This is a genomic window from Streptomyces sp. NPDC031111 (assembly GCF_055570675.1).
Window position 1 is genome coordinate 141406 of the sequence record NZ_JBVIGS010000018.1, and the last position, 17831, is coordinate 159236.

Sequence of the window (17831 nt, forward strand, 5' to 3'; positions counted from 1 at the left end):
GGATGGGTTGGAAGCCGCCCCCGCCGCCCCTTCCCGTCCCGAACCCGGGGGCGCTGCCCCCGGACCCCCGCTCCTCAAACGCCGGAGGGGCTGGTTTCAGCCCGTCCGGCGTTTGAGGACGAGGCCCGAAGGGCCGAGAGGGGGGTCTGGGGGCGCAGCCCCCAGGGACGGGACGGGAAGGGGCGGCGGGGGCGATTCACACTGCATGGAGGCGGCGATGGACTCACGGGAGACGTTGATCGAGGCGGTGCGCGCCGGTACGAGGGTGAAGTACATGCACTTCTGGGGCCACCGCCCCCTGCCCGACGGCCGGATCGGCGCGAGCTGCCTCAGCCAGTGGTGGCCATCCCCGTTCACCGTGGACGGCAAGGAGTACGCGACGGCCGAACACTGGATGATGGCCGCCAAGGCCCGGCTCTTCGCGGACCCGGAGGGCGAGCGACGGGTCCTGGACGCAGGCCACCCCTCCCAGGCCAAGAAGGCGGGACGCCAGATACGAGGCTTCGACGAGGCGACCTGGCAGCGCGAGCGCTTCGGCATCGTCGTCGAGGGCAGCGTCCACAAGTTCGCGGCCCACGCCGACCTGCGGGCGTTCCTGCTGAACACCGGCGAGCGCGTGCTGGTCGAGGCGAGCCCGGTGGACCGGGTGTGGGGCATCGGCCTCGCGGCCGGCGACGAGGGGGCCATGGACCCGGAGCACTGGCGGGGCCCGAACCTGCTGGGCTTCGCGCTGATGGAGGCCAGAAAACGACTGCGCGCCGGCTGACCCGGGCGGCCGCCGGTGCCGTGGTCCGCTCCGCGGGCCCTCCCCGACGCCTGCCGGGCTCGGGCCACGGAGGGGATGCCGTGCGTGGTGCGGAGCCGCCCGATGGAGGCCAGGAATCGACTGCGCGCCGGCTGACCCGGGGGGCCGCCGGTGCCGGGGTCCGCTCCGCGGGCCCTCCCCGACGCCTGCCGGGCCCGGGCCGCGGAGGGGATGCCGTGCGTGGTGCGGAGCCGCCCGATGGGGGCCAGGAATCGACTGCGCGCCGGCTGACCCGGGGGGCCGCCGGTGCCGGGGTCCGCTCCGCGGGCCCTCCCCGACGCCTGCCGGGCCCGGGCCACGGAGGGGATGCCGTGCGTGGTGCGGAGCCGTCCGACGTCCGGGCCGTATCCGTGTGGTCGTGTCTCTGGGAGACCGGCCTGCTGGGACCGGGCCACGGAGGGGATGCCGTGCCGTGGTGCGGAGCCGTCGACGTCCGGGCCGTATCCGTGTGGTCGTGTCTCTGGGAGACCAGCCTGCCGGGACCGGACCACGGAGGGGATCGGGGCCCCCGGGGCGCCGGAACCCGCGCGCCCGGACCTTCACGGCGTGCGGTTGATCGGGACCGGTGTCCGAGAGCGCGGGGCCTGCCGCTCCAAGAAGCGGGGCCCGGCACCGATTAGTCACCGGTGCCGGGCCCCCTCATCGTGTCGGCCCCCTCCGGACCCTCAACCGGAGAAGCCGACCCGCGCGAGCCGCAGCGGGCCGCGCAGTCGGAGGCGCACGTCGTGCACGCCGTCGAGGGCGGCGATGGACGCGCGGAGCGTGGTGTAGTCGTACGGACCCGACGTGGGCGCCGCAGGTGCCAGCTCGGCCAGCAACGGTCCGCCGTCGAGCGCGATTTCCACCGTGCCCTCGCCGGACACCTCGACGGTCACCTCCGTCACCCCGCCGCCGAAGTCGCAGTGACGGAAGAGGAGTTCGCCCTCCTTGCCGGACACGGGCGTGACCGCGTCACCCGCCGCCTTCGTCCGGTCGACGATCTCGACGCCGCTCTGCTCGTCGAAGTCGACAGCGTCCAGGCCGCGTTCGCGCAGAGCGCGCGGGGCGTTCGGCTCGCCGTCCAGAACCACGGTGGCCCGTGCCCGCACATCCTCGCTGGACGCCCCGGCCATCAGCTCGTAGGCCCCCGGCTCCACGCGCGACCGGCCCACCGCGACATCCCGGAACGCGAACGCGGACAGCGGCAGCACGAAGGACAGCTCGGCCGTCTCGCCGGGCGCCAGCGTCACCCGCCGGTGGGCCAGCAGTTCGCGGCGCGGACGCGGGACCGACGGGTCCACGGCCCGGGCGTAGAGCTGGGGCACCTCGTCGGCGGCGACGTCCCCGGTGTTGGTGACCGTGAACGAGACACGCACCGCCGACTCGACGACAGCGGCGGTCAACTCCCCGTAGGAGAAGGCCGTGTACGACAGACCGTGCCCGAAGGGGAACAGCGGGGCGCCCTCGAAGTAGAGGTAGGTCTGCCGGGAGCCGATCACGTCGTAGTCGAGGAGGTCCGGCAGGTCGGCGTCGTCGGCGTACCAGGTCTGCGGCAGCCGGCCGGCGGGGGAGACGTCCCCGGAGAGCACGCGGGCCAGCGCGGTGCCCCCCGCCTGGCCGCCGTGCGCGGTCCACAGCACGGCCGGGAGGTCCGCCGGGTCCACCGCGTACGGGTAGGCGGAGACCAGCGCCAGCACCGTGTCCGGGTTGGCGGCGCGGGCCGCGCGCAGCAGCCGCTCCTGCTGGGCGGGCAGCCGCAGCGTCGTACGGTCCTCGGTCTCCCGCCCGTTGATGTGCGGATCGTTGCCCGCGACCACCACGACCACGTCGGCACCGGCGGCGGCACGCGTGACCGCGTCCTCCCCGCGCTCGGCGACGACCAGTTCGAAGACCTCGGGATCCTCCTCGGCAACCTTCACGCCGTCGGCGGCGACCCGCACATGGCGACCTGTTCCCACATGCCTGAGGAGGTGACCGTCCCCGTGCGGTTCCAGCCGGAACGTCTCCTGCACGATCCAGCCGCCCGGCTGGTCGGCGGAGGCGCGGACGTACCCGTCCTCGGCGACCGAGAGATAGCGGCCGTCGGGTGCGCGCAGGGTGAGCACGCCCTCGCCCCAGTCGGCCAGGGCGAGTTCGGTGCCATCCACCTCGGCGGTGAGCGGCGGCAGGTCGGTACGGCCGGCGAGCAGCGCCGGGTCGAGCGCGCCCTCGGCGCCGCGCGCCGTCTCGGGGGCGTCGGGGGCGGCCGGGACGTGCAGAAACGTACCGGCGGAGGTCTTCAGCAGCACCCGGTCCACGCCCTCGGCGAACTCGACGCGCTCGGCGCCGAACCGCTCGTAGAGGCCCTCCAGCGGGGTGGAGCGGTGGATGAGGCTGCCGCTGTACCAGTCGAGTTTGCACTCGTCGGCGAGCAGTCCGACGACCGCGACGCGGGCGTCCGGGGCGAGCGGCAGCAGGCCGTCGTTCTTGAGCAGCACGATCGCCTGCTCGGCGGCCTCCCGTGCGAGCGCCCGGTGCTCCGGGGTGTCGAAGGGCTGCTCCCCGGCGTACGGGTCCGCGCCCGGGTCGAACTCGCCGAGCCGGAAACGCACCGACAGCTGGCGGCGGACGGCCGTGTCGATGTCGTCCTCCGTCAGCAGGCCCCGCTCCAGCGCGCCCCTGACCCGTCCGACGATTGTCGAGCTGTCGGTGCCGTGGTCGGTGAAGCTGTCGACGCCGGCCCGCAGGGCCGCCGCCGTGGCCTCCTCGTGGGTGTCGAAGTAGTGCTCGGAGTCGACCAGGTTGGACGGTGCCCCCGCGTCCGAACAGACCAGCAGGTCCTGCTCGGTCCAGGCGCGCAACTGCTCGCGCAGATACGGCGACACATGGTTCGGGCGCCCGTTGACCAGGTTGTACGCCGGCATCACCCCGGCCACCGTGCCCGCCTCGACCGTGTCGCGGAAGGCACGCAGGTCGTACTCGTGCAGCACGCGCGGGCGCACGGAGCTGGAGGTGGTGTCGCGCTCCGTCTCGTTGTTGTGCGCCAGCCAGTGCTTCAGTACGGGCGCCGTGCGCCAGTACACCGGGTGGTCGCCGCGCAGGCCGTGGGTGTAGGCGGTGGCGATCGCCGAGGTGAGCCGCGGGTCCTCCGAGTAGCCCTCCTCGTTGCGTCCCCACAGCGGGTGGCGCAGCAGGTTGACGGTCGGCGCCCAGACGTTGAGGCCGACGCGCTCGTCCCGGGCGCGCATCGCACGGGCCTCGCGGGACACGGCCTCGCCCACCCGGCGCACCAGTTCCTCGTTCCAGGTGGCGCCGAGGCCGACGGCCTGGGGGAACACGGTCGCCGGGCCCATCCAGGCGACACCGTGCAGGGCCTCCTGGCCGGTGCGGAAGGCGGCGACGCCCAGACGCTCCACGGCGGGCGCGAACTGGTGCAGAAATCCGATCTTCTCGTCGAGGGTCAGCCGCGACACAAGGTCGTCGATGCGCTTCGCGAACGACAGGTTCGCATCGCGGAAAGGCGGCGTAGGCGGCGTTTGTGCGGTCACGTGGGGTTCCCCTCGAGATGGAGCGGCGAGGCGCTTTCGAAGCGCTTCGATGCTCAGTCGGGGTGGGGGTGGGTGTCAAGGGATCCGAGGGCAACAGATCGGACGTCTCACCGACGATCCATGGGCGGCGCACCGGCATCCCGATCACGCATACATCCGAGGAATCTTGGATGTGACCCTTGTGTGCCCCTGGGTGTTCACTTAACCTCGCAGCAACATCGAAGCGCTTCGACTGCGAGGCCCGCCTTTCCGGCGCACCTTCCGCCGAACCACCGCTTCGGCTCAGCCAGTTCCAGTGAAGACACCGCAGCCGACGGCCACCGCCGGGTGTCCTGGTGCGCCATGAAGGGTTGACGCAATGACGCCGAACGCCGCCCCCAACTCCTCCGGACCGAGCCGGAGAAGCTTCCTCGCCTCCACGGCGGTCGCCACCGCCGCGGTGGCGGGAGGAATGCCGCTGCTCGCCGCGTGCGGTGGATCCGACGGAGGCTCGCGGGACGGCACCACGTCGGGCAAGGACGCCAAGAAGATCCTGCCGGCGTACGTGGCCAGCAACGTGGTCACGCCCGACATCCCCAGCAAGAACGGTTCCGCGGTCGGGTTCACCAGCAAGCTCGACCTGGCGACCCTGAAGACGTCGGTGCCGAAGAAGCTCGGCAAGGGCAACAAGGTCACCATCATGTCGCCGTTCTGGGGCTCCCCGCCCAAGGGCGGCAACGCCTACTACACGTCGATGAACGACCTCATCGGCGTCGACGTGGTCTGGCAGAACCAGGACGGCAACACCTACGACCAGAAGCTCGGCGCGGTCCTCGCCTCCAGCGAGGTGCCCGACGTGGTGGTCGTGCCCGGCTGGAACATGACCGGCAAGATCCCCAGCGCCATCATCGGCAAGTTCGCCGACCTCGGCCCCTACCTGTCCGGCGACGCGGTCAAGGACTACCCGAACCTCGCGGCGATCCCCACCGACGCCTGGCAGCGGTCCATCTTCGGCGGCAAACTGCGCGGCCTGCCCATGCCGTCCTCCTACGTCACCGGCATCGTGCCGCTCTACCGCCAGGACATATTCGAGAAGGAGGGCTACGAAGTCCCCCGCTCCTGCGACGAGTTCATGGCACTGGCCAAGGACGCCACCAACGCCAGGGCCAAGCGCTGGGCCTGCCTGGACATGAAGTGGACCGCCTTCAACGCCTTCGGCGTGCTCTCCGGTGAGGAGAAGTCGCTCGGCTGGAACATGGTCGACGGCAAGCTGATCTACCGCATCGAGACCGAGGAGTACCTCGAGGCCCTGGAGTGGACGCGCAAGCTGTTCGCCGCCGGCGTGGTGCACCCCGACGCCGAGCTGGGCAAGAGCAACGCCACCGACCCCGGCCCCAAGTTCGCCGCCGGTGAGTTCCTCATCTACAACCAGGACATGTCCCAGTGGTGGAGCCGCACCGCTGAGCAGGCCACCCAGAACCCCGAGTTCAAGATCTGGGGCATGGACATCTTCGGCCACGACGGCGGCGACCCCACGCTGTGGGCCAAGAACCCGGCCGGCATCTTCGCCTTCGTCAACAAGAAGGCCTCCGAGGCCGTGATCCGTGACGTGCTGGCCGTCGCCAACGTCACCGCCGCGCCGTACGGCACCAAGGAGTACATGGCCACCAACTACGGCGTGGAGGGCACCCACTACACCGTCAAGGACGGCGTACCCACCAAGACCGACCAGGGCAACGTCGACGTGATGAACGCCTTCGTGATGGTCGCGAGCCCCGCCGCGACCATCGCCCACCCCGACTTCCCCGAGGTCGGCAAGGGCCAGGTGGAGTGGCAGCAGCGGATGGGCGCCTTCACCAAGAAGTCGTCCTTCTACGGCATGCAGATCACCGAGCCCACCCGCTGGACCAACCTCTCCAACGACTTCGAGCAGCTGGAGGACGACGTCATCCGCGGCCGCAAGAAGGTCAGCGACGTGCAGCAGGCCGTCTCCGACTGGAAGAGCAAGGGCGGGGACGAACTCCGCGACTGGTACAAGAAGATCCTCGACGAGAACGGCTCGGCGGCCGGCTGACCGGGTACCGAGGCAAGGAGAACCGGCGTGTCCCACAGCACGGTGCCCCGGCCCGACACCGAGGCCGAAGCGAAGGAGAACCCCCCGGAGGCGCACGGCGGCGCCACCGGGGGCACCGGGAAACCGCCCGCCGGGAAGCTCAGCCTCCGGCTGAGGTTCCGACGCGACCGCGTCCTGCTGCTGATGACGCTGCCGGCCGTGCTGCTGGTGCTGCTCTTCAACTACGTACCGATCCTCGGCAACGTCGTCGCCTTCCAGGAGTACGACCCCTACATCAGTGACAACGGGGTCGTCTCCATCCTGCACAGCCCCTGGGTCGGCCTGGAGAACTTCCAGCGGATCTTCGAGGACTCCGCCTTCTGGAACTCGGTGCGGAATACGCTGGTGCTGTTCTTCCTCCAGCTGGTGCTGTACTTCCCGATCCCCATCCTGCTCGCGCTGCTCATCAACAGCGTGGTCAGGCCCCGGGTGCGGGCGATCTCGCAGGCCATCCTCTATCTGCCGCACTTCTTCTCGTGGGTGCTGGTCATCGCCGTCTTCCAGCAGTTGTTCGGCGGCGCCGGGCTGCTGTCCCAGCTGCTGCGCGACCACGGGTACGACGGACTCAGCCTCATGACCGACCCGGAGACCTTCAAGTTCCTGGTCACCGCGCAGAGCGTGTGGAAGGACGCCGGCTGGGGGATCATCGTCTTCCTCGCCGCGCTGGCCTCCGTCAGCCCCGACCTGTACGAGGCCGCCGCGATGGACGGCGCGAACCGCTGGCGCCGCATGTGGCACGTCACGCTGCCCGCGCTGCGCCCGGTGATCGCGCTGCTGCTGGTGCTGCGCGTCGGAGACGCCCTCACCGTCGGCTTCGAACAGATCCTGCTGCAACGCGACGCCGTGGGACCGGGAGCCGCGGAGGTCCTCGACACCTTCGTGTGGTGGAACGGCGTGCGCAACCAGGACTTCGGCTACGCGGCCGCCGCGGGGCTCGTCAAGGGTGTCATCAGTCTCGGCCTGGTCCTGATAGCGAACAAGGTGGCCCATCTCATGGGCGAGCAGGGGGTGTACAAGAAGTGACCGCCGTCATCGACAAGCCCGCGCGCACGCCCGGCCGTTGGGCGGCCCCGCCCCGGCCGGTGTGGGAGGAGAAGCCCAGCCGGGCAGGGCTCGTGGGCAAGGGTCTTGTCCTGTTCCTCGCCTGCCTGGCCATCCTGTTCCCGCTGTGGATCGTCGTGGTCACCAGCCTGTCCACGCGCAAGGCCATCGACGAGGCCGGCGGGCTGGTGATGATCCCGACGGACATCACCTTCGTCGCCTACCAGGAACTGCTCAGCGGCGGCCAGGTCACCCGGGCCGCGCTCGTCAGCATCGGCGTGACCCTCGTCGGCACCCTGTTCTCGATGGCGGTGTCGGTGCTGTGCGCCTACGGCCTGTCCCGCACCGGCTCCCTCGGCCACCGCTCGATCCTCATGGTGCTGCTGGCCACGATGTTCTTCAGCGCCGGCCTCATCCCCACCTACCTTCTGGTGCAGTCCCTGGGCCTGACGGACAGCTACCTCGCGCTGATCCTGCCCAGCGCCATCAGCGTCTTCAACATCCTGGTGCTGCGCGGCTTCTTCATGGGCATCTCACAGGAACTGATCGACAGCGCCCGCATCGACGGGGCCGGCGACGTGCGGATCCTGTGGCAGATCGTCATGCCGCTGTCCCGGGCGGTGATCGCGGTGATCACGCTGTTCTACGCCGTCGGGTACTGGAGCGCGTGGTTCAACGCGTCGCTGTATCTGAACGACCAGGACATGCTGCCGTTGCAGAACGTCATGATCCAGCTGGTGCAGAAGCAGGAGGCTCCGGTCGGGCTCGGGCAGGCGATCAAGACCGGTGAGCTGTCCGGGCTGGCCGTGCAGATGGCTGTCATGGTGATGGCGCTGTTGCCGGTGGCCGTGTTGTCGCCGTTCGTCCAGAAGCACTTCAAGAAGGGCATGCTCACGGGGGCGGTCAAGGGTTGACACCCTTTGTTTTCGGGGGTTCGGCGCGGTCGTTTCGGCTGCGGGCCGGTTGTGGTTGATCGCGCAGTTCCCCGCGCCCCTTCACGTTTCTCCACTCACCCCCCTCATAGGCGAGGTTCTGTCATGTTCGCGTCCCCCCTGAGTCGGCGTGCCGTTCTTGCCGGAGCGGCGGCTGTTGCCGCTGTCGCCGGTGTTCCCGTTCTCGCCGGTCAGGCGAAGGCCACCGGGGCCTCCTCCTACCGCTGGAGCAACGTCGTCATCGGGGGGACCGGGTTCATCACCGGTGTGCTGTTCCACCCCTCCGTGCGCGGGCTCGCCTATGCCCGGACCGACATCGGGGGTGCCTACCGCTGGGACGACCGGAGCGGGCGGTGGATTCCGCTGCTCGACCACATCGGGTGGGACGACTGGAACCTGCTCGGTGTCGAGGCCATGGCGGTCGACGCCGCCCATCCCGACCGGCTGTACCTGGCCTGCGGCACCTACGCCCAGTCCTGGGCGAACAACGGTGCCGTCCTGCGCTCGGACGACCGCGGCGCCACCTGGCAGCGCACCGACCTCACGGTGAAGCTCGGCGCGAACGAGGACGGCCGGGGTGCGGGTGAACGCCTGCTGGTGGACCCGCGTGACAGCGACACCCTGTGGCTGGGCACCCGGCACGACGGTCTGCTGAAGTCGACCGACCGGGGCGCCACCTGGGCGCCGGTGAGCGGCTTCCCGGCCACCCCGTCCGCCACCGGTCAGGGGATCACCCTCCTCGTGGCGGCCGGGCGCGCCGTCTACGCCGGCTGGGGCGACGGCGGTGACGCGAACCTGTTCCGCACCTCCGACGGCACCACCTGGGAGGCGGTCCCCGGGCATCCGTCCGGCGCCGCCGCCCGCGTACCGATCCGCGCCGCGTACGACCGGCACACCCGCGAGCTGTACGTGACGTACGCCGACGCGCCAGGCCCCAACGGGCAGGCCGACGGCAGCGTGCACAAGCTGCGCACCAGCGGCGACGAGTGGACCGAGGTCACCCCGGTGCGGCCCGACGCGGGCTCCGCCGACACCTTCGGCTACGGCGGTGTCGCCGTCGACGCCCGCCGTCCCGGCACCGTCATCGTCTCCACCAACAACCGCTGGGCGGCGGTCGACACGCTGTACCGGTCCACCGACGGCGGTCGCAGCTGGCGCTCGCTGAAGGACGACGCCGTTCTCGACGTGTCCGAGACGCCGTATCTCGAGTGGGGCGAGGACAAGCCCAAGTTCGGCTGGTGGATCCAGGCGCTCGCCCTCGACCCGTACGACTCGCGGCACATCGTCTACGGCACCGGCGCCACCCTCTACGGCACCCGGGACCTCCGCCACTGGGCCCCGCGGGTCCGCGGCCTGGAGGAGGCGTCGGTGACCCAGCTGATCTCGCCCCCGGCCGGGAGGGCGCACCTGATCAGCGGGTCACGGGACATCGGGGTGATGTACCACGAGCGGCTCACCTCGTCCCCGGCGCAGGGCATGGCGACCAACCCCGTCTCCGGGTCGGCGACGGGACTCGCGCAGGCCGCGCGCAGACCGGCGTACGTCGTCCGGGCGGGCTGGGGCGACCACGGCAACGGCGCGTACTCCCACGACGGCGGGCGGACCTGGGCGCCCTTCGCGGCCCAGCCCGGCATCGCCAAGGACGCCCCGGGGCCGATCGCCACCAACGCCGACGGCAGCGTGCTCCTGTGGTCCTTCGTGCACTGGGACGGCACCAGGTACCCGGCCCACCGCTCGGCGGACAACGGCACCACCTGGGCCGAGATCCCCTCCTTCCCCAAGGGCACCACACCGGTCGCCGACCCGGCCGACCCGACGCTCTTCTACGCGTACGACACCGACACGGGAACGCTGCTCGCCAGCACGGACAGCGGACGCTCCTTCACCGCCCGCGCGACCGGACTGCCCGCCGGTGACAGCCAGTTCAAGGTGGTCGCGGCGCCCGGACGCAGCGGCGACCTGTGGCTGAGCACCAAGTGGAATGGGCTGTACCGGTCCACCGACGGAGGTGTCACCTTCACCAAGGTCGACAGCTGCTGGGCCTCCTACACCGTCGGCTTCGGCAAGGCCGCCGCGGGGGCCGACTACCCCGCGGTCTACCAGGTCGGCTCGACCGAGGCGATCACCGCCGTGTACCGCTCCGACGACGAGGCGAGGACCTGGGTGCGCGTCAACGACGACGACCACCAGTGGGGGTGGACCGGCGAGACCATCACCGGCGACCCGCGGGTGTACGGCCGGGTCTACCTCGCCACCAACGGGCGCGGCATCCAGTACGGGGAGCCCGTCTGATGCCGAACCTCAGCGACGCCACCCGCGGCCGGATCCTCTACGGCGGCGACTACAACCCCGAGCAGTGGCCCGAGGAGGTCCGGCACGAGGACGTCCGCCTGATGAGGGCGGCCGGCGTCAACTCCGTCACCCTCGGCGTCTTCTCCTGGTCGAAGCTCGAACCCCGCCCGGGGGAGCGGGACTTCGGCTGGCTGGACGGGCTGATGGACCTGATGCACGAGAACGGCGTCGGCGTCGTCCTCGCCACCCCCACCGCCTCCCCGCCGCCCTGGATGGGCCGGCTCCACCCCGACACCCTGCCCCGCGACGCGGACGGCCGGACCGAGTGGTGGGGCGGACGCCAGCACTTCTCCCACTCCAGCGCCACCTACCGCCGTTACGCCGCCGCCATCACCGAGGACCTGGCCGCCCGCTACGCCGGACACCCGGCCCTCACGATGTGGCACATCAACAACGAGTACTGCACCTCCGACTGGGGCGACGAGGCGGCCGCCCGGTTCCGTGACTGGCTGCGCCACCGCTACGGCACCCTCGACGCCCTCAACACCGCCTGGGGCACCGCCTTCTGGAGCCAGGGCTACGGCGACTGGGCCGAGGTGCTGCCGCCCCGCCACGCGCACTACCTGAAGAACCCCACCCAGGTACTGGACTTCAAGCGCTTCACGTCCGACATGCTCCTGGAGTGTTACACCGCCGAACGCGACATCGTCCGCCGCCACACCCCGCACCTCCCGGTCACCACCAACTTCATGCCGCTGTGGGCCGGCCAGGACGCCTGGCGCTGGGCCGAGGAGGAGGACGTCGTCTCCGTCGACCTCTACCCCGACCCGCGCGACCCCCTCGGCGCGCAGGCCGGCGCCCTGGTCCAGGACATGACCCGCTCCCAGGCCCGCGGCCCCTGGATGCTCATGGAGCAGGCCGCCGGGCCGGTGAACTGGCGCGGGGTGAACCACCCCAAGCCGCGCGGCCTCAACCGACTGTGGTCCCTCCAGGCGGTGGCGCGCGGCGCGGACGCCGTCTGCTACTTCCAGTGGCGCCAGTCCCGGCAGGGCGCGGAGAAGTTCCACTCCGGGATGGTCGGCCATGCCGGCGAGCAGGGACGCACGTACCAGGAGGTCAAGCGGCTCGGCGCGGACCTGGCGCGGATCGCCCCGCACGTCACCGGCGGACCGGTCACCGCGGACGTCGCCGTGCTGCACGACTGGCACTCCTGGTGGGCCGGCGACCAGGAGGCCCGGCCCTCCCGCGAGGTCGACTACCCGGAGGTCCTGAGCGCCTGGCACCGCGCTCTCTGGCAGGCCCACCTCACCACCGACTTCGCCCACCCCGAACACGACCTGTCCGGCTACCGGCTCGTCGTCGTCCCGCAGCTCTACCTCCTCACCGACGCGGCCGTCGACAACCTCCTGGCGTACGTACGCGGCGGCGGCACCCTCGTCTGCGGCTTCCTGACCGGCGTCGCCGACCAGGACGACCGGGTGCGGCCCGGCGGCATGGACGCCCGGCTGCGCGAGCTCTTCGGCATCCGGACCCTGCACGAGTGGTGGCCGCTGGACCCGGGGGAGACCGCCGACTGCGCGGGCGGCCTGCGCGGCACCCTGTGGTCCGAGGAACTGGAGCCCGACGGCACCGCCGACGAGACCGTCCCGTACAAGGGCGGCGAACTCGACGGACTGCCCGCCGTGCTGCGCAAGGGCCGCGCCTGGTACGTGTCGACACTCCCCGAACCGGAGGCGCTGCGCGCGCTGCTGGCCCGCGTCGCCGCCGGTGCGGGCGTCCGGCCCGTGCTCGACGGACTCCCGGACGGGATCGAGGCGGTCCGGCGCGGTGAGCTGCTGTTCCTGCTCAACCACGGCGGCGAGCCGGTCGCCGTCGACGTCCCGGGCACCCACCGCGACCTGCTGACGGAGACCACCGTGACCGACCGGATCACCCTCGGCCGTCACGGCGTGGCGGTGCTGAGGTCATGAGCACCACGCCCGTCCACGGAACCTGGGAGCCACGCCCGGCCGCCCGCTGGGAGGACGCCTTCCTGAGCGGCAACGGGCACCACGGCGCCCTTGTGTTCGGAGATCCGAACGACGACCGGACCATCGTCACCCATCACACCCTCGTCCGCCCCGGCGACGGCGACGAGCGGCACCGGCTGCCGCCCCTGCTGGCCGACCAACTGTCCGACGTCCAGGACCGGTTGCTGTCCGGGGACACGACCGCCGCCGAGGGCTTCACCGACGGCCGTCCGCTCCAGTGGGTGCGGCCCTTCCACCCGGCCTTCCAGATCCGCCTGCGCCGCCCGGACGACGGCCGGGGCCGGGACGACTTCCGCCGTACGCTCGACTTCGCCACCGGTGTCGCGGAGGCGACCGGCGCCGACTGGTCCAGCAGGGTCTTCGTCTCCCGCGCCGACGACGTGATCGTCCAGCACGTCACCGGCCCGGGACTCACCCTCGACATCTCCCTGGACCACCGGCTCCCGGGCGTCCGCACCGGCCTGGGCGTCGGCCACGGCGCCGTCCTCACCCCCGAAGGTGCCCTGTTGACCCTGCGCGCCCGCTACCCGGGCAGCGACCTCGCCTGCACCGGCGTCACGCTCGTCGCCGTCACCGGCGGCCGGACGGCGCTGGCCCCGCCGGGCGCGCGGATCGCGGGCGCCCGCTCCGTCCTGCTGCTCACCCGGGTGCGACGGCACACCGGGGAGGCCGACGTGGTCGCCGAGGGCCGCGCCCTGCGCGATCTGCTCGACGAGGGGCGGATCTCGTACGACGACCTCCTCGCCCGCCATCTCCCCCCGCACCGCGCCGCCTACGAACGCGTCACCCTGGACCTCGCCGCCGATCCGGACGAACGGGCCCTGCCCGGCTCGGTGTTGCTCACCCGGCCGCGCGGCGCCGCCCTCCTCGAACGGCTCTTCGCGGCCGGCCGCTACCACCTGCTGTCCTCCAGCGGGCTCCTCCCGCCCCGGCTCACCGGACTGTGGACCGGCGACTGGGACACCGCCTGGTCCGGCGCCTTCACTCACGACGCCAACCTCAACCTCCAGACCGCCTCCGCCTCCGCCGCGGCCCTCCCCGAGGTCACCGAAGCCCTGGCCGCCCTGGTCCAGCGGCAGTTGCCCGACTGGCGGGACAACGCCCGCGCGGTCTTCGGCACCCGGGGCGTCGTCGCGCCCGCCCACAGCGACGGCGAGTCCGGGCACTCGTACCACTTCAGCCGCGAGTACCCGCTGCACCTGTGGACGGCGGGCGCGGATTGGCTGCTCAAGCCGCTCGTCGACCACGACGAGACCCGCGGCGAACGCGACCCGCGCACCGCCGCCGCGCTCGCCGAAGTCGCCCTGTTCTACGAGGACTTCCTCACCCGCACCGACAGCGAGGGACGGCTGGTCGTCGTTCCCTCCTACTCGCCCGAGAACCGTCCCGCGAACGCGAGCTGGGGCGCGGTCAACGCGGCCATGGACCTCTCCGCCGCCCGGCACGCCCTGCTGACCGCCGCCGCGTACCACCCGGAGCACGCCGACCGCTGGCGGGCGCTCGCCGAGCGCCTCCCGCCGCACCGGATCAACGCCGACGGCGCGCTCGCCGAATGGGCGTGGCCCGGCCTGGAGGACTCCTACGACCACCGCCACCTCAGCCACCTCTACGGCGTCTGGCCACTGGACGAGATCACCCCGTACGACACCCCCGACCTGGCCGCCGCCGCCCACCGCGCGCTCGAACTGCGCGGTGCCGAGAACGACTCCGCGCACGGCCATCTGCACCACGCGCTGATCGCGGCCCGGCTCCGGGACGGCGAGCGGGTCGCCCACGCCCTCGGCCAGGTCCTCGACGGCGACTTCTTCCACGCCTCCCTGATGAGCGCCCACTACCCGCGCCGGCACGTCTACAACGCCGACGCCGCCCACACCCTGCCCGCCGTGCTGATCGAGGCGCTCGTCCAGTCCACCCCCGACCGGCTCGTCCTGCTGCCCGCGCCGCTCCCCGCGTATCCGCGCGGCCGGCTGAACGGCGTCCGCACCCGCTTCGGCGCCGCACTCGACCTCACCTGGAGCCCGGACGGCGCCACCGCCCACCTCCGGCCGACCCGAACCCACCGCATCGACCTGTGGACTTCCGCCGGCGCCGAGCCGCTCGACCTCGTCGCCGGAGAAGACCGCGTCCTCACGGTGAAGACGCGGTGACCCCCGCGATTCCCCCCACCCATGGAAGGATCACCATGGCACCAAGCACCTCGCGCAGGATCACCAGGATCCTGCTGGCGCCCGCCCTCGCGCTCGGCGCGACGGTCGGACTCGCCTCCGCCCCCGCACACGCCGCCGTGTGGAGCTCCTGCGACCAGTGGGGCAACACCAGCCTGAACGGCTACACCCTCTACAACAACATCTGGGGCTCCGGCGCCGGCGCCCAGTGCGTCTGGGCCAACTCCGGCACCAACTGGGGCGCCTGGGCCGACCACCCCAACACCGGCGGCATCAAGTCCTACCCGAACGCCAAGAAGGTGATCAACAAGTCGATCACCAGCCTCGGTTCGCTCACCAGCAGCTACAACGTCACCGTCCCGGCCTCGGGCGCGTACAACACCTCGTACGACATCTGGGACACGGACTACGACTACGAGATCATGCTCTGGGTCAACTACAACGGCGCCGTGGGCCCGCTCGGCACCTCCCAGGGCACGGTGAGCCTCGGCGGCCACACCTGGAACGTCTACAAGGGGGACAACGGCGCCAACGAGGTCTTCTCCTTCCTGCGCACCTCGGACTCGAACTCCGGCACCGTCAACATCCTCCCGATCCTCAAGTGGATCAAGGACACCAAGGGCTGGATGCGCAACGAGACCATCGGTGACGTGCAGTTCGGCTACGAGATCACCTCGTCCTCCGGCGGGCTGGACTTCCGCACCAACAACCTGACGGTGTCCGGCGGTTAGCCACCGCCACCCCGGCCCATTGCCGCCCGCACCGGTGTCCCGGGCGGGCGGCCTTGTGCCGCTCGGCCGTTGCGCGCCCGGCCATAACGCCGTGCAGGGGCCGGAACGGGAGCTGTCCTCGTCCCCGGGGGGACGCATAGGTTTTCCGGCGATCAGGCACGCCCCGTCCTTCCGCCCCCACCGAGAAGCCGAGGAACCGCCATGACCCCATCCCGTCCGGACGAGCCCGGAACCGGCGCCGACCGCCCGATCAGCCGAAAGAGCCTCCTCAGAGCGGCCGTCGCCGCCGGAGCCGCCGCCCCGTTGCTCGCCACCGGCACGGTCGCGCTCGCCAGGGAGACCGGCCCCCAGGGACGGCCCCTGACGCCCACCCCCTACTGCGACGACGGCGACGACCCCACGCCCGACCAGATGGAGGGCCCCTACTTCAAGCCCAACTCACCGCTGCGCACCGACATCGTGCCCTCGGGCGCCCCCGGCACCCGGCTCACCGTCAGCGGCTACGTCTTCGGCCGGAACTGCGTCCCGCTCTCGGGAATCCTGCTCGACTTCTGGCAGGCCGACAACGCGGGCGCCTACGACATGGCCGGATACACCTTCCGCGGGCACCAGTTCACCGACGCCACCGGCGCCTTCACCCTGCGCACGATCGTGCCCGGCCTCTACCCGGGGCGCACCCGGCACATCCACGTCAAGGCGCAGGCACCGGGCGAGCCCGTGCTCACCACCCAGCTGTACTTCCCGGGCGAGCCCCGCAACAGCACGGACGCGCTCTTCGACCCGGCGCTGCTGATGAACGTCCGCGACGCGGGCGGCGGCAGACAGGGCACCTTCGACTTCGTGCTCGACGTCGAGGGCGACCCGACGGATCCGCCGACGGACCCGCCCACCGACCCGCCGAGCGGCAGCTGGGCTCCCGGCCGGCCGTACGCGGCGGGCGACCGGGTCACCTACGGGGGCGCCGGCTACCGCTGCCTCCAGGCCCACACCTCGATGCCCGGCTGGGAGCCGCCCAACGTGCCCGCGCTGTGGCGCCGCGAGTAGGGCACTGAGCGTCGTCGCCGAAGCCGATGAGGGGAGGGGCGGGTGACCTACTGGACGGGGGCCGGGCCCGAGCTGGCCCGGACCGTCAGCTCGGGCGCGAGCAGGACGACCTCGTCGCCGCCCCGCCCTTCGAGCTTGGCGACCAGCTGTTCCACGGCGTGCCGGCCCATCTCCTGCGCGGGGATGGCGACCGACGTCAGCCGCACCGAGGCCTGCACGGCGACCTGCTCCGGGCAGATCGCGACCACCGAGACGTCCTCGGGCACCGCCCGGCCCTGCTGCCGCAGCAGGGCGAGCAGCGGTTCGAGCGCCGTCTCGTTCTGCACCACGAAGCCGGTGGTGCCCGGGCGTTCGTCGAGGATCCGGGCGAGGGTCACGGCCATCGCGTCGTACCCGCCCTCGCAGGGCCGGTGCAGCAGTCGCAGCCCCAGGTCCCGCGCCCGGCCGCGCAGACCCTCCAGGGTGCGCTCGGCGAATCCGGTGTGCCGCTCGTAGACGGCGGGGGCCTCACCGATGACGGCGATGTCGTGGTGCCCCCGCTCGGCGAGATGCTCCACGCACAGCGCACCGGTGGCCTTGAAGTCGAGGTCGACGCAGGTGAGCCCCGCGGTGTCGGCCGGCAGCCCGATCAGCACCGCCGGCTGGTCGGTCCCGCGGAGCAGCGGCAGCCGCTCGTCGTCGAGTTCGACGTCCATGAGGATCATGCCGTCGGCGAGTCCGCTGCCCGCGACCCGGCGCACCGCGTCCGGTCCCTCCTCGCCGGTGAGCAGGAGCACGTCGTACCCGTGGGTGCGGGCCGTGGTGGCCACCGCGATGGCGATCTCCATCATCACCGGGACATAGATGTCCGTACGCAACGGGATCATCAGCGCGATGATGTTGGACCTGCTGCTCGCCAGGGCGCGGGCCCCGGCGTTCGGGTGGTACCCGAGCTCGCGGATGCTCCGCTCGACCCGCTGCCGGGTGTTGGCGGAGATGGACCGCTTGCCGCTGAGGACATAGCTCACCGTGCTCGCGGAGACTCCGGCGTGCTGGGCGACCTCGGCGAGGGTGACCATCCGGTTCTCCAAGCTTTTTTGAAGCGCTTCGACAATGCGCCAGAACGTGTAAGGGCGGTGAGGGTGGCTCGACAGTAGCCCCACAGAATGACGGGTGTCCAGAGCGCTGTCGAAGCGCTTCGACAGCTTTCCTCC

At 71.7% G+C, this 17831-nt stretch carries 11 protein-coding genes; 9 read left to right on the plus strand and 2 right to left on the minus strand.

Annotation, left to right across the window (positions count from 1 at the left end):
* The first annotated feature begins 205 nt into the window (after positions 1-205).
* Positions 206-766 carry an NADAR family protein gene (locus tag ACZ470_RS31125; protein ID WP_468432588.1) on the plus strand — a complete coding sequence of 187 codons (561 nt, stop codon included), beginning with the start codon at positions 206-208 and terminating at the stop codon, positions 764-766.
* Between the two features lie 704 nt (positions 767-1470).
* Here ACZ470_RS31125 and ACZ470_RS31130 read toward each other — a convergent pair.
* Entirely contained in the window at positions 1471-4311 is a 2841-nt protein-coding gene (locus ACZ470_RS31130; protein ID WP_468432590.1) for a glycoside hydrolase family 3 C-terminal domain-containing protein, read from the minus strand.
* Positions 4312-4669: 358 nt separating this feature from the next.
* Here ACZ470_RS31130 and ACZ470_RS31135 point away from each other — a divergent pair, with 358 nt between their 5' ends.
* The 8 genes from ACZ470_RS31135 to ACZ470_RS31170 all read left to right on the plus strand — a co-directional run bounded on the left by ACZ470_RS31135 (position 4670) and on the right by ACZ470_RS31170 (position 16638).
* Positions 4670-6364: an extracellular solute-binding protein gene (locus ACZ470_RS31135; protein WP_468432592.1), complete on the plus strand. Its 1695-nt coding sequence runs from the start codon at positions 4670-4672 to the stop codon at positions 6362-6364.
* Between the two features lie 27 nt (positions 6365-6391).
* Entirely contained in the window at positions 6392-7426 is a 1035-nt protein-coding gene (locus tag ACZ470_RS31140) for an ABC transporter permease (protein WP_468432594.1), read from the plus strand.
* On the plus strand, positions 7423-8358 hold the full coding sequence (locus ACZ470_RS31145; RefSeq protein ID WP_468432596.1) for a carbohydrate ABC transporter permease: 936 nt from the start codon (positions 7423-7425) through the stop codon (positions 8356-8358). The genes ACZ470_RS31140 and ACZ470_RS31145 overlap by 4 nt, the downstream gene beginning before the upstream one ends.
* A gap of 123 nt (positions 8359-8481) precedes the next feature.
* Positions 8482-10668 (plus strand): 1,4-beta-glucanase, encoded by a 2187-nt coding sequence (locus ACZ470_RS31150; RefSeq protein ID WP_468432598.1) that lies wholly within the window; start codon positions 8482-8484, stop codon positions 10666-10668.
* Complete coding sequence (locus ACZ470_RS31155; RefSeq protein WP_468432600.1) at positions 10668-12638, plus strand: beta-galactosidase; 1971 nt, start codon at positions 10668-10670, stop codon at positions 12636-12638. The genes ACZ470_RS31150 and ACZ470_RS31155 overlap by 1 nt, the downstream gene beginning before the upstream one ends.
* Complete coding sequence (locus tag ACZ470_RS31160; protein ID WP_468432602.1) at positions 12635-14845, plus strand: glycosyl hydrolase family 95 catalytic domain-containing protein; 2211 nt, start codon at positions 12635-12637, stop codon at positions 14843-14845. Before ACZ470_RS31155 ends, ACZ470_RS31160 begins: the two co-directional genes overlap by 4 nt.
* A gap of 35 nt (positions 14846-14880) precedes the next feature.
* On the plus strand, positions 14881-15594 hold the full coding sequence (locus ACZ470_RS31165) for a glycoside hydrolase family 12 protein (protein WP_468432604.1): 714 nt from the start codon (positions 14881-14883) through the stop codon (positions 15592-15594).
* Positions 15595-15795: 201 nt separating this feature from the next.
* Positions 15796-16638 (plus strand): dioxygenase family protein, encoded by an 843-nt coding sequence (locus ACZ470_RS31170; protein WP_468432606.1) that lies wholly within the window; start codon positions 15796-15798, stop codon positions 16636-16638.
* A gap of 47 nt (positions 16639-16685) precedes the next feature.
* Here the strand turns inward: ACZ470_RS31170 and ACZ470_RS31175 are convergent, their stop codons facing one another.
* Positions 16686-17696, minus strand: a complete 1011-nt coding sequence (locus ACZ470_RS31175) for a LacI family DNA-binding transcriptional regulator (protein ID WP_468432608.1) — start codon at positions 17694-17696, stop codon at positions 16686-16688.
* Positions 17697-17831: the final 135 nt, after the last annotated feature.